Here is a 12,581-nt window from a genome sequence, read left to right on the forward strand (position 1 = left end):
AGCTGGAGCGCCTGCGCGAGGAAGCCGCCCGCGCGGCCGGCGAGCGCGACGAGGCCGCCACACGCGTCGACGAGCTCACCGGGCAGCTCTCCTCGGTCCACGACCACAGCGCCGCGCTCGACGGCGAGCTGGCGGCCGCCCGTGACCGCGCGGCCGAAGCTGAGCGGCGGCTCGCCGAGGCGACCGCGCGGCATGAGGATCTCGCCCACGAGCTGTCCTCCGCCCAGGAGCGGGCCGGCCTGCTCTCTGGTGAGTTGGACGCCGCACGCTCCGGCGACGCCGACCTTCAGCGCCAGGTGGCCGAGCTGGGCGGACGCTGCGAGGCGCTGCAGAACGAGCTGGCCGCCGCGGGCGCGCGGCGCGATCAGCTCGACGCCGAGCTGGCGGGGCTGCGTGACGGCCGAGGCGGCGTCGAGGCCCAGCTGGCCGACGTTGCTGCCCGACGCGACGAGCTGGAGGCCGAGCTTGAGGCGGTCCGCAGCGGTCGCAAGGAGCTGAAGGCGCGCGCCAAGGAGGCCGAGGCCGAGGTGCAGCGGCTGCGCGCCGAGCTGGATGGCGCGACCGCCGGCGCGCCGAGCGCCGCCGACGTGGAGGCGCTGGCCGAGGCGGTCGCCGCCAAGGACGGCTTCGCCGCCGAGCTGGCCGCGCTGCACGGCGAGCACGACGGCCTCAAGCGCCTGCTCGACGAGACGATCGCCTCCCGCGAGGAGCTCGTCGCCGAGCAGGCCGCGCTGCGCGAGCGCCACGACGTCGCCGCGCGCGAGCTCGAGCAGGAGCGCGAGCGCGCCGAGTGGCTCGGCGGCGAGCTGGCTGCGGCGCAAGAGGCGGTCCGCACCGCCTCTGACGCGACCGCCGCCGCCGACGCGCGCCGCGAAGATCTCGAGCGCGCACTGCACGCCGCGCACGAGCGCACCGAAACGCTGCTGGCCGAGTTGGAGACCGCCCGCGCCGCGGTCGGCGATGGCGAGCGCCTCGCTCATGCGCTGGAGGCCGAGCGCGAGAAGTCCGCCGCCGCCGAGGCCGCCGTGGCCGACGCGCGCGAGCGCGCCGAGTCGCTCGCTCGCGAGCTGACCGCCGCCCAAGAGTCGCTGGCCGCCGCCGACGCGCGCCTGGCCGCCGAGCACGAGCGCGTCGCCGCGCTGGCCGAGGAGGCCGACCGCCGCGTCGCCGCCGAGCGCGAGCGGGCGGCCACCCTGGAAGAGGAGGCGCTGCAGAGCGCCGCCGGTGGCGAGGCCGCTGCGTCAGAGCTCGCGCGTGAGCGGGAAGCGCGGCGGACCGCGGAGCTGGAGCGCGATCGCACCCGTGACGCACACGCTCGCACGCGCGAGGCGCTCGATCACCACCGCACGGTCGCCGAAGAGGCGCAGTCCCGCCTTGCCGAGCTCGAGGGTGTGCGAGCCGAGGCCGATGCGCGGCTCGCCGCCGCCGAGGTGGCGCGCGAGGAGCTGTTGGCGCGTGCGCAGGCGGCCGAGGCCGATCGGGGCGACGCCGGAGAGGTGCTGCGTGCCGCCGAGGCCGCGCGCGATGAGGCGCTGGCGCACGCCGAGCGGTTGCGCACCGAGGTCGATGCGGCGGCGCACGCGTTGGCGGTTGCCGAGAGCGCACGGGATGAGGCGGTCGCGCGCCAAGCGGGCGCCGAGCAGACGCGCACGCAGGCGATCGAGGCGCTGCGCGCTGCTGAGGTCGAGCGCGATGCCGCGGTTGCGGCGGCTGCTGTCGAAGCCGATCAGGAGACGGTCGCGCGGTTGGCTGCGGTGGAAGGCGAGCGCGACACGCTGCGCGCGCACGTCGCAGAGCTGGAGGCGCAGGTCGCCCGAGCCGTCGAGCTGGAAACTCAGGCCGGCGACGCCGAGGCGCTGGCCGCCGCGACGGTCGCGCTGGCCGAGCTGCAGGCCGAGCGCGATGCGTTGGGCGAGCGGCTCGCGGCGACCGAGGCCGCGCGGGCCGAGCTGGTCGACCGCGTGCACGCCGCCGAGACGCTGTCCGCCGAGTCGCAGGCCGCGGCGGCCGAGGCAGCCGCGCGCGCCCAGGACGCCGCCAACGCGCTCGGCAGCTCCGACGCGCAGGTCGCTCATGCGCTCGGGCAGGCCCAGGCGGCCGAAGCCGCACGCGTGCAGGCCGTCGCCGATCTGGGCGCCGCGCAGGCGGTCGCCGCCCAGGCCGACCTCGCGATCACGGCCGCGTTCGAGGCCCGCGACGCCGCCGTGGCCCGGGCTGTCGAGGCCGAGCGGGAGCGCGACGCCGCCCTGGATCGCGCCGCCCGCGCGGAGGCCGCCCGCGATCAGGCGCTGGCCGAACTGGACGCCGCGCGCGCCGAGCGGGACTCCGCGCTGGCTACCGCCGTCGCCGAAGCGACCTCCGAGCAGGCCGAGGCGCTCGCCGCCGACGCCCAGCGCCAGGCCGAGACCCTCGCGGCCGACGCCCACCGCCGCGCGGAGGTCGCCGAGCTGCGCGCCGACGACGCCGAGCGCCGCCTGGGAGACGCAGAGAGCGCCCGCGACGATGCCCGCCACGCGCTGGCCCGCGCCGAGGAGCACGTCGGCGACGAGGTCGCGACGCTGCGCGCCGACCTCGACCTGGCGCTCGGCGCCCGCGACGAGCTGCAGGCCCTGCTCGATCAGGAGCGCGAATCGCGCGAGCTCGCTGAGCGCCGGCTCGCCGACGTCGGACCCGCGCAGGTTGTCGCACAAGTCCCTGCGGTGATGACCTCGCCCTACAGCAACGGCCGCCCGTCGCTGCCGCCGCTGGAGGTCGCCGCCGCCCAAGCCAAGGCCTTTGCCTACTCCGCGCCCACCGAGCCCGAGGGTCCGCCGCCCGGCTTCACCCCGGATGCGTTGGAGGACTTCGATCGCGCGCTGGCCAAGTCCTCCAGCCCCCGCGCGGCAGGCCGTGCCGCGCTGCAAGCGCTGGCGACCGCGACCGGCTGGAAGGGCGGTGCACTCTGGCAGCCCCGCGACGAGGGCGACTTCGGCTGCGCCGAGACCTGGAGCGCCTACATGTCGGGCCTCGAGGCCTGGGAGACCATGGCCTGGCGCGCCCATCTCGAAGACGGCCTCGTCCCCGCCGCCGCCGGCTCCGGCGAAGCCCACTGGGCTGACACCGACGACATGCTCGCCTGCCCCCGCTCCCGCTCAGCCGCCTGGGCCGAGCTCGGCACGCTCGCCACCGTCCCGGTCGTCCACCCCGACGGCCGCGTGCTTGCGGTGCTGGAACTGGTCCGCGAGACCCACGACGCCGCAGACCCCGAGCTCCTCGCCACGCTCTCCGGCGTCGCGGTGCGGCTGGCCGAGCGCCTGGGCGCGATCGAGCTGGAGCTCGCGGCGGCGAGCGGTCGGTTCTCGTAGATCCCGCAGGACGGCTAAATGCCGGCCAGGTAGCTGCGCAGCATCTGGTCGAGCACCGGCACCATCACGTCGTAGTCGCCGTACATCGCCGCGGCTGCCGCAGCGGCGTAAGGGCTGCCTTCAGGACGGGGCTTGATGCGGATGAAGGGCGGGAGGCCGTAGCGCAGGCCTGCCCAGACCACCCAGAGCCGCGCCGTGCGACCGTTGCCATTCGCAAACGGGTGGATCCTCACCCACAAGCCGTGGAGGTTGGCGCAGTAGAGCAACACACCGTGGAGCTGGGTGGTATCGAGATCCTGCGCTGTCGCACCGGCAGAGATTGACGCGTCGAGCCGTTCTGCGCCGAGTTGTGCTGCACCCTCGAATCGGTTCAGCTCGGCGGGCACCGCTTTGGCGGGGACACCCGGAGCGAAGCCCACCATAACTTCATAATCGATCAGATCGGGAAATCGGTTGTCAGAGTCCCGCACCTCGCCCGCGTAGTAATCAAATGGGCGAGGAACCCCCTCATACAACTCGCGATGGCACTGCTGAGCCATCGCGACGGTAGGCGGTTGGCGGGCATCGGCCTGAGCTGCGATGGCCGTCACCACCCGCCGGGTGTTGGCCTCGATCAGCGGCCGCGACTCGACCGGCTCTTCCCACGGCGTTGGCACCGACTAGGCGATGAACGCCTGCGAGATGCCGAACGCGTCGTCAGCCGAAGAGCGGACCATAGAGGTCTTGATCGGATCTTCTTCGTACGCCTCGGCATGGGCGAAATCCGCGATCGCCTGCTCGAGATGCGCTTCACGCCGGTATCCGCGCAGCAGCTCAAGCGTACCGGTGAGGTCCTCTGAGAGGAGCAGCGCGGCGGCCTGAACCTCGCGCTCGATCATCTCCTCGGCCAACTGGTTCTTGGACACACCCTGCCGCTCGGCGAGCAGCCCGAGGATTTCGTGGGTCTGCCGATTGCGGAAGCGCAGCGTGAACTTGAGGGCGGTCGAGCTCATGGGCCAACCCCAAGCGTAGGCGACGATTAGGGTGCCGTCAAGTGCCGGTTTTGCCGTCACATAGTGCGAGGGCGTCCCCGCCAACGTTACGGTTGGCCGTGTGACCGACGCGATCCTCTGGGGCGCCATCGCCGCCTCCTCGCTGGTGATCGATGCGGTCCTGCGCCTCGTGCGCGCGTGGTCGGACCGGTGGGTCGACGTCGTGCTGGCGTTCGGCGCGGGTGCGCTGATCAGCGCGGTCAGCTTCGACCTGGCTCAGGAGGGCGGCATCGGCATCGCGGCCGGGAACGGCGTCAGCGTCGGCCTGCTCGTCGCGATCTTCGTGTCCAACTTGCCAGAGGCGATCGGCTCGGCGACCGAGATGCGCGACGGCGGCAAGCCGCCGGCCACGATCCGTCGTCTCTGGCTCCTGGTCGCACTGATCTGCGCGACCGCGACCGTCATCGGCTACGTGATCGCCGACAACGTCTCGGGTAACCTCAACGCGGCGGTCGACGGCTTCGCCGCCGGCGCGCTGCTTGTCATGTTGATTGACTCGATGATCCCCGACGCGGTTCGCAAGGGCGGCGACATCTCGGGCCTCGTCACCGTGCTCGGGTTCGCCGTGGCGGCGGGACTGTCGGGGATCGACTGATGCGCCGGCGCCTCCTCTCCATCCTCCGATCGCTCGTACTCGTGGCGCGAGGTCCCTCGGTCGCCGAGGTGCTCGCACGCGCACAGGCCCGTCCAGGTGGTGCCGAATCCGACGCCGTCGTGACCGCCGTGCGCGCGGGGCGCGACCGCCACTGAACTCCTTTCGTTCAGCAGCGACCGTGCTCCAGGGTGTCGCGCAGTTGACGGTCTCCCCTGCTGCCGATGGCTAGTGTGCCTAGGCGATGAACTTCGCCGTGGATGTGGTCGAGGCGGCTGACGCTGAAGGAGTCGCGCTCGTCGAGCTCGACCGTGCCGGTGGCCGCCGTGAGCATCGGTTTGGCGCGGTTGCGCAGGCGGTGCGGACGATGGCGACCGAGCTGCATGGGCATGGCGTGCGACGTGGGGATGTCGTGCTGACGCTCGCCGGCAACCAGCCCGACTGGGTTGTGGCGATGGTCGCGTGCTTCCGGCAGGGATTCGTCGTGTTGCCGTGCACCGAGCAGCTGCGGGCCAAGGATCTGCGGTTGCGCCTCGATGTCACGCAGCCTGTGGCCGTGGTCGCCGATCGGCGAAACGCCGACGTGCTGGCCGAGGCCGGCTGGGACGGGCCGACGATCTGGGGGCCTGGCGTCATGGACCGCCCGGCGGCGGCGCCGGGCGACGTGCCGCCCGCCGCCGACCTCGCCCCGCTCGACCCGTGCCTCATAACCTTCACGAGCGGGACCACGGGCGAGCCGAAGGCGGTCCTCCACGGCCAGCGCTACCTCGACGGCCAGCGGTTGCAGGCCGAGCATTGGCTCTCCGCGCGGCCCGGCGACCTCGTCTGGTGCACCGCCGCCAGCGGTTGGAGCAAGTCGGCCCGCAACGTCTTCATCGCGCCGTGGCTGCGCGGTGCCACCGCACTGCTGCACGACGCGCGCTTCGATCCGGCCGAGCGACTGGACATCCTCGAGCGCGAGCGCGTCGCGGTGCTGTGCATGGCGCCGACCGAGTACCGCGTGATCGCCAAGCGCGTGGAGCTGCGCCGCTTCCCTGACCTGCGCGCGCTGGTCGCCGCCGGTGAGGCGCTCAACCCCGAGGTGCTGGAGGTTTGGCGGGACGCAACCGGTCTGGAGATCCGCGACGGCTACGGCCAGACCGAGACCGGCCAGCTGACCGGCAACCTCGACGGCGAGCCCGCGCGCGCAGGCTCAATGGGCCGCGCACTTCCCGGGGTGAAGCTATGGATCGAGGACGGCGAGCTGGTCGCCGACCCCGCGACGGTCCCGACGTTCTTTTTGAGGTACTTGGGTGAAGACGGGCCAGATCCGGCCACCGAGCCCTGGCACACCGGCGACCGCGTGATCGAGGACGACGACGGCTACCTCTTCTTCGAGGGCCGCACCGACGACGTGATCATCTCGGCCGGCTATCGGATCGGACCGTTCGAGGTCGAGTCGGCATTGGTCGCCCACCCCGCGGTCGCCGAGGCTGCCGTCGTCGCCGCACCCGACGAGGAGCGCGGCTCGGTCGTCCGGGCGATCGTCGTCCTGCGCGACGACCACGCACCGAGCGACGACCTTGTTCGGGCCTTGCAAAACCATGTGAAGGACTCGACCGCGCCCTACAAGTACCCGCGCATCGTCGAGTTCGCCGACGACCTGCCGAAGACGTCGAGCGGCAAGGTGCGCCGCGCGCTGCTGCGCGGCGAGTAGGCCTGCCGGCTCCGGGACGCCCGAGGCGACCCGGAGCCGTGGGTTGCCTATACCTTGGCGGCCTTGGTGTACGTGCTGAAGAGACGATCCAGTGCCTGCGCCGCCAAGCGATCGTGGGTGATCTCGGCCAAGGTTTCGGGGGAGATCGGGCCGTTGTGCTCGGGCAGTCGGTCGGCGTTGCTCATGGCCAGGTCGTAGCGACGCAGGCCGAGGAGGTTGACGAGGTCCTCGGGCAACAGGACCTCGAAGGTCTCCCGGGCCGGGTCGACCTTGTCGGGGTTGCAGCCGACGGCGTCGATGAGGTCGAACACGTCGCGATAGCGCAGGAACAGGCCCCACTGCGCGTCGGGACTGAAGTCGAGCAAGTCCTCGAAGTGGTCGTGCTCGAACATCGCGACCTTCTTGGCCTCGTCGCGAAGGACGTCTGCGGTCTGGCGGTCGACGACGACCATCGTCGGCGCGTGGGTACGCTGCGGGGTACTCATGGGAGCTACAACTCCTTGGGTCATGCCCCCGGGCCGTCTGTAGCGGTCGCGGGGGTCTTTGATTTGGTTGAAGGCGGAGCCTAGCGGGCGGGTCGGACGGAATTGCTTGACTGCGCAGAAGTGCTGCAGAGTCGCAATCTTGTTTCAGATCGACCACACCAACAACTCATAGCGCGTGTGCCCGGGACCCTCAGCGCGACCGTCTTCGTCGCACGCAGCGTGGTCTGTCGGCACCGAGGAGAGTGAGCGTGGGTCGGCAGCTCAGGGCGTTCGCTCGTCGTCCGCTTTGGGCTCGGGAAGGTGGGCCTGTCTGGCGTGATGTGCTCGCGCTCAACAGGCCCACCTCGGGTCCGCGGCGTCCAGGAGGAGCCGTGGGCCCGTGCGGCGCGATCTACTCGCGCTGGACAGGCCCACCCCGCGACGCGCCCGTCACAAACCGCGCGACGCGCGTTGGCGGCGCGAGCGCGTCGGGACGAGGCGGCGATCCGTGATGTCGACATCCGCGCGACGCCCGTTCGGTGCCCACACAAATGCGCGCCGAACCACAGCGCAACACTTTCACCCAGCACCGCAGACCACACGAGCGCGGTGGCGATCGTCGCGGAGCGCCGCCCAACCAACCCACACCGCACCCCGACCCGCCACCCCGCACCGCCCTAGTGCGTCAAGTCAGCAGCCATCTCATCGAACACCGCCACATACGCATCCACCGCCTCATCCGTATGCGTCACGGAAAGCGTCCACTCCTCCTCACGCCCCGGCGTCATGAAGATCCCGCGGTTCATGTTGTACAACCACGCCAAATCGGCGATCTCCGCATCCTGCTGAGCCTTGAACGTCTCGTAGTCGATGATCCGCGTCGTCGCGAACGTCACGCAGCCCTTGGACCCGATCCCCACCGCGTACCCCGGCAGGTTGTACTTCGCGATCACGCCCTCGCAGCCCATCAGCAGCCGATCGTTCAAACCGTCCAGGTGCGCGTAGGCCTCCGGCGTCAAGACTTCCAACAAGTTCGCCCGGGTCGCCGCCATCCCCAGCGGGTTCCCGTTGTAGGTGCCAACTTGGTAGACCGTCCCGTCCTCGACGGCCTTGGCCAACTCCTCGTTCATGCCGATCGCCCCCGTCGGCAGGCCACCACCCAAAGCCTTGGCCAGCGTCACCATGTCGGGCATCACGCCGTACTTGTCGGTCGCACCGCCCGGCGCCACGGTGAGCCCGGTCTTGACCTCGTCGAAGATCAGCACGATCCCGTGCCGAGCCGTGATCTCGCGAACGGCCTCCAGATACCCCGCCTCCGGCAACACGACGCCGAGGTTCATCATCGCCGGCTCCATGATCACGCAGGCCGGCTTGCGACCCTCCCCGTCGAGCTCGACGATCCGGCGCTCCATCGACTCGGCGTCGTTGAAGTGCACGGCGAAGACGTGGTCGACGGTCGACTGCGGGATGCCGCCGCCGTAGGGCAGCGAGACCGGATGGTCGTGGTCGCCGATCTTGTCGTACTCCACACCGATAGACACCATGACGGTGTCGTGGTGGCCGTGGTAGGAGCCGAAGATCTTCAACACGTCGTCGCGCCCGGTGAACGCGCGGGCAATCCGGATCGCGTCCATCGTCGACTCAGACCCGGAGTTCGTGTAGCGCCACTTCGGCAGGCCCCAGCGGCGGGCGAGCTCGTTGCCGACGACGATCGCGTCCTCGGTCGGCGCTGCGAAGTGCGTGCCCAACCTGTAGCGGTCGGTGATGGCACGCCCGATCGCCGGGTGCGCGTGGCCCTGGACCATCGAGCCGAAGCCGTTGTGGAAGTCCCACATCTCGTTGCCGTCGACGTCCCAGACCTTGGGGCCGTCGCCGCGCTCGAGGTAGATCGGCCATGGCTCGCGCACCTGGTAGCTCGAGGCCACCCCGGAGGCGAGGTGCTCGTTGGCGCGCGCAAAGGTCTCCCCGCTGCCCTTGGTCGCCTCGTTGAGGCGCTGGGTCTCGCGCTCGGTCAGCTCGGCGATACGAGCGCGATCGATCGTGACGGTCTGAGCGTTGGCGGCCATAGTCATCCCATGGTAGGCGTGGGCGTTGTTCCTGTCTGTACCCCTTTGACGCGGGCAGACGCCGGGTCGTACAACGGCTCCGCGGTGACCACGCCGGCGACCCAGGTGCCGAAGACGTCGACCGCCACCTCGACTCCTGGAGCGGCGTAGGCCACCGGAACGTAGGCGTAAGCGATCGATGCGCCAACCGTGTAGCCGTAGCCGCCGGAGGTGACCCGGCCGACCACCCGACCATCGACCGCGACCGGCTCGTTGCCCAGCGCGACCGAGCGCGGGTCCTCCAGCACCAGGCACACCAACCGGGACCCGGCCCCGCCCACCCCGCCAAGCTCCCGCAACGCCCCGGCGCCCAAGAACTCCTTGTCCTCGCGCACGCAGAACGACAGTCCGGCCTCGTGCGGTGTCTGGTCGGGCGTGATGTCGGCACCCCAGACGCGGTAGCCCTTCTCCAACCGCAACGAGTCGATCGCCCGGTATCCGCCGGCGAAGACCCCATGCGGCGCGCCCGACTCCCACAGCGTGCGCCACAGCGCCGCGCCGTACTCGGTCGGGCAGTACAGCTCCCAGCCGTACTCGCCGACGAACGTCACCCGCAGCGCGCGCACCGGCACGTCGCCCACCATGATCTCCCGCATCGACATGTAGGGGAAGTCCAGCACGTCCGGCGTCAACGGCGCCAACACGTCCCGCGCCCGCGGTCCCCAGAGCGCGAAGCACGCCCAGCGCGACGTCGTGTCGACTACCGCCACGCTGCCGTCCCGCGGCGCGTGGCGCGTGATCCAGGACCGATCGTGCTGCCCGAACGCGGTGCCGGTGACGATCTGGAACGCCTCCTCGGCCAGCCGCGTCACCGTGAAGTCGCACTCGATCCCGCCGCGCGCGTTGAGCATCTGGGTGTAGGTGATGCGCCCGACGTCGCGGGCCACCTTGTTGTCGCACAACGACTCGAGGAACTCCGCGGCACCCGGCCCGCTCACCTCGAACTTCGCAAACGAGGACTCGTCGAAGAGCCCGGCGCGCTCGCGGACGGCGCGGTGCTCGGCGCCGATCGCCGGCGACCAGTGCTGCCCGGCCCAGCCGCGGGGACGCAATCCGGCGTCGCCCTCCCCCGCGTTGGACCCGTACCAGTTGACCCGCTCCCACCCCGACTTCTCCCCGAACGCCGCGCCGTGGGCGAGATGCCAAACGTAGTTCGACGACACCTTCAACGGCCGCCCGGCGGCGCGCTCCTCGTTTGGGTAGTGGATGTCGTAGTAGGTCTCATAGACCTCCTTGGTGCGCTTCAAGGTGTAGGCCGGCGAGCGGTATTGCGGGCCGAAGCGCCGGATGTCCATGTGCCACAGATCCATCTGCGGCTCGCCCGCCACGATCCACTCGGCCATCACCTTGCCGATCCCACCCGCGCCCGCGAGCCCGTGCGCGCAGAAACCCGCGGCCACGAAGAGCCCGTCGACCTCGGTCTCCCCCAGGCAGAACTCGTTGTCGGGGGTGAACGCCTCAGGCCCGTTGATCAACTTGGTGACCTTAACGTCCTCCATCGCCGGAACACGCACCTTCGACGCCAGCGCGATCTCCTCGAAGCGCGGCCAGTCCTCCTCCAGCAGGCGCCCGTTGAAGTCCGGTGGGATGCGATCGACCAAGTGCTCGTCCAATGACCACGGGGCGCAATGACGCTCATAGCCGCCCATCACCAACCCCTCGCCCTCCTCGCGGAAGTAGATGAGGTTGTCGGGGTCGCGCAGCGTCGGGAGGTGGCGCGGGCCAACCGACCGATCCCGAAACGGCTGGGTGACCAAGTACTCGTGCGCCATCGGGACAACCGGGATCCGGACACCCGCCAACCGCCCCAGCTCGGCGGCATACATCCCGCCCGCGATCACCACGCGCTCGCACGCGACACGCCCCCACTGCGTCTCGACCGCCTGCACCCGACCGTCAACCACCTCGATCCCCGTCACCCGCGTGTGCGTGAAGATCCGCACGCCGCCGCCCCGCGCCCCCTCCGCCAAGGCATACGTCAACTGCGACGGATCGAGATACCCGTCCGTCGGCAGATACGACGCCACCCGCACGCCGTCGGTCGACATCAAGGGGAACTTCGCCGCGGCCTCCTCGGCGCTCAGCAGCTCCAACGGCAGCCCGAACGTCCGCGCCCACGCCACCTGCCGGTGGACCTCCTGCTCGCGCTCCGGCGTGCACGCCAGCCGGATACCGCCACACTCCACCCAGCCGCAGTCCAGCGACTGGTACAACTCGACCGAGTACATCATCATGGTCGTCAGCGAGACCGACGAGCGCAGCTGGCCGACCAGCCCCGCCGAGTGAAACGTCGAGCCCGACGTCAGCTCGTCGCGGTCGACCAGCACCACGTCGGATTCGCCCAGCTGCGCCAGGTGATAGGCGATCGACGCCCCGCCCACTCCGCCGCCGATGACGACGACGCGGGCGCGGTCGGGAAGCTCACGGGGTCGCGGCATCGCGCAGCCAACCTTCGAATCGGGGATCTGCCGTGGTCGCCGCCAGCCGGCGCAGATGGCGCGCGGCGTAGCCGGCGAAGTCGAAGTCCAGCTCGCTGATCGCGACCTGCACCGTACCCCACAGGGCCTCGCGCACGTCCGACATCGAGCGCATCAGCCGCAGCGCCGCGAAGCGCCGGTCGGTGCACGGCTCGTCCCAGTAGGCGGCCAGCAGGGCACGGTCGTCGGCGTCGGTAAAGCCGTTGTTGATGGACAAGTTGCCAAGATCGAAGTAGCGGTCGCCCATCCCCGCGTACTCCCAGTCGACCAGCCAGACGCGCTTGCCGTCACCAAGGAGGTTGGCGGCCAAGAGGTCGTCGTGGCAGGGCACGAGCGCGTGCTCGGGACCGGTCAGCGCGCCGGCGATCCGGTCGGCCAGCTGCGCCGCGTCCCAGGCCGCCGACGACAGCTCGGCGCCGCGCTCGCGCGCCAAGGTCAGGTAGTCGCGGGCGATCTGCGGGACGTCGAAGCTCGTCGGCAACGCCGGCGCGTGCTCGTGAAAGGCGCGCAGCGCACGGGCAACCTTGACCATCGCCGGCGGCTCGCGCAGGACCGTGTCGACCAGCGGCACGCCGGGCACGAACGCGGTCACCAGGCAGGAGTGCTCCGGGATGAACGCGAGCACGGCGGGCGCGATCCCGAGCTTGGCCGCCGCATGCGTGGCCACCTGCTCTGAGGCGCGATCGATGCCCAGCAGCTCGGTCTGATGACCGGCGATCCGGAGCACCACCTCGACCTCGCCGAAGCGCGCGCGGAAGTTGTGGTTGGTGATCCCACCGCCCAGCGCCACCGGCGCTCCGGCCAGCGGGCCGAGTTGGTCTTGGACTGCGTCGATGACGGCGCGCGGCGGCCCCATGGTCTCCCGTGGCGGC

The 12,581-nt window shown here is 71.0% G+C and carries 8 protein-coding genes and 1 pseudogene; 3 read left to right on the top strand and 6 right to left on the bottom strand.

The genetic code is table 11. The features are described 5' to 3' along the window. A pseudogene (locus VGO10_RS13515) lies at positions 1–3,344 on the top strand (hypothetical protein); the annotation flags it as partial. A 14-nt stretch (positions 3,345–3,358) separates the two neighbouring features. Here the strand turns inward: VGO10_RS13515 and VGO10_RS13520 are convergent. Together VGO10_RS13520 and VGO10_RS13525 are read right to left on the bottom strand one after the other, a co-directional pair. Beyond that, on the bottom strand, positions 3,359–4,000 hold the full coding sequence (locus VGO10_RS13520; RefSeq protein ID WP_327469145.1) for a Fic family protein: 642 nt from the start codon (positions 3,998–4,000) through the stop codon (positions 3,359–3,361). 3 nt (positions 4,001–4,003) lie between these two features. Beyond that, positions 4,004–4,336 carry a hypothetical protein gene (locus tag VGO10_RS13525; protein WP_327469147.1) on the bottom strand — a complete coding sequence of 111 codons (333 nt, stop codon included), beginning with the start codon at positions 4,334–4,336 and terminating at the stop codon, positions 4,004–4,006. Between the two features lie 100 nt (positions 4,337–4,436). Here VGO10_RS13525 and VGO10_RS13530 point away from each other — a divergent pair, with 100 nt between their 5' ends. Both VGO10_RS13530 and VGO10_RS13535 read left to right on the top strand, forming a co-directional pair. Further along, positions 4,437–4,970: a hypothetical protein gene (locus VGO10_RS13530; RefSeq protein ID WP_327469149.1), complete on the top strand. Its 534-nt coding sequence runs from the start codon at positions 4,437–4,439 to the stop codon at positions 4,968–4,970. A gap of 241 nt (positions 4,971–5,211) precedes the next feature. Continuing rightward, positions 5,212–6,663: an acyl-CoA synthetase gene (locus VGO10_RS13535; RefSeq protein WP_327469151.1), complete on the top strand. Its 1,452-nt coding sequence runs from the start codon at positions 5,212–5,214 to the stop codon at positions 6,661–6,663. 47 nt (positions 6,664–6,710) lie between these two features. On the opposite strand, the gene VGO10_RS13540 is transcribed toward VGO10_RS13535, so the two are convergent. The 4 genes from VGO10_RS13540 to VGO10_RS13555 all read right to left on the bottom strand — a co-directional run bounded on the left by VGO10_RS13540 (position 6,711) and on the right by VGO10_RS13555 (position 12,565). Beyond that, positions 6,711–7,148: a hypothetical protein gene (locus VGO10_RS13540; RefSeq protein ID WP_327469153.1), complete on the bottom strand. Its 438-nt coding sequence runs from the start codon at positions 7,146–7,148 to the stop codon at positions 6,711–6,713. Positions 7,149–7,804: 656 nt separating this feature from the next. Next, the gene (locus VGO10_RS13545; protein WP_327469155.1) at positions 7,805–9,193 is read right to left on the bottom strand and encodes an aspartate aminotransferase family protein; all 1,389 of its coding nucleotides are present in this window, start codon (positions 9,191–9,193) and stop codon (positions 7,805–7,807) included. A 2-nt stretch (positions 9,194–9,195) separates the two neighbouring features. Further along, positions 9,196–11,670 (bottom strand): FAD-dependent oxidoreductase, encoded by a 2,475-nt coding sequence (locus VGO10_RS13550; RefSeq protein ID WP_327469157.1) that lies wholly within the window; start codon positions 11,668–11,670, stop codon positions 9,196–9,198. Beyond that, positions 11,654–12,565 (bottom strand): choline/ethanolamine kinase family protein, encoded by a 912-nt coding sequence (locus VGO10_RS13555; protein ID WP_327469159.1) that lies wholly within the window; start codon positions 12,563–12,565, stop codon positions 11,654–11,656. The genes VGO10_RS13550 and VGO10_RS13555 overlap by 17 nt, the downstream gene beginning before the upstream one ends. Between the last annotated feature and the right edge of the window lie 16 nt (positions 12,566–12,581).

It is taken from the genome of Baekduia sp. (assembly GCF_035996765.1).
Classification (GTDB): Bacteria; Actinomycetota; Thermoleophilia; order Solirubrobacterales; family Solirubrobacteraceae; genus Baekduia.

Excerpts from the sequence above, each read along its gene's own strand:
- VGO10_RS13545 (WP_327469155.1), bottom strand. The coding sequence starts at position 9,193 with ATGGCCGCCAACGCTCAGACCGTCACGATCGATCGCGCTCGTATCGCC.
- VGO10_RS13555 (WP_327469159.1), bottom strand. The coding sequence starts at position 12,565 with ATGGGGCCGCCGCGCGCCGTCATCGACGCAGTCCAAGACCAACTCGGC.
- VGO10_RS13540 (WP_327469153.1), bottom strand. The coding sequence starts at position 7,148 with ATGAGTACCCCGCAGCGTACCCACGCGCCGACGATGGTCGTCGTCGAC.
- VGO10_RS13550 (WP_327469157.1), bottom strand. The coding sequence starts at position 11,670 with ATGCCGCGACCCCGTGAGCTTCCCGACCGCGCCCGCGTCGTCGTCATC.
- VGO10_RS13535 (WP_327469151.1), top strand. The coding sequence starts at position 5,212 with ATGAACTTCGCCGTGGATGTGGTCGAGGCGGCTGACGCTGAAGGAGTC.
- VGO10_RS13525 (WP_327469147.1), bottom strand. The coding sequence starts at position 4,336 with ATGAGCTCGACCGCCCTCAAGTTCACGCTGCGCTTCCGCAATCGGCAG.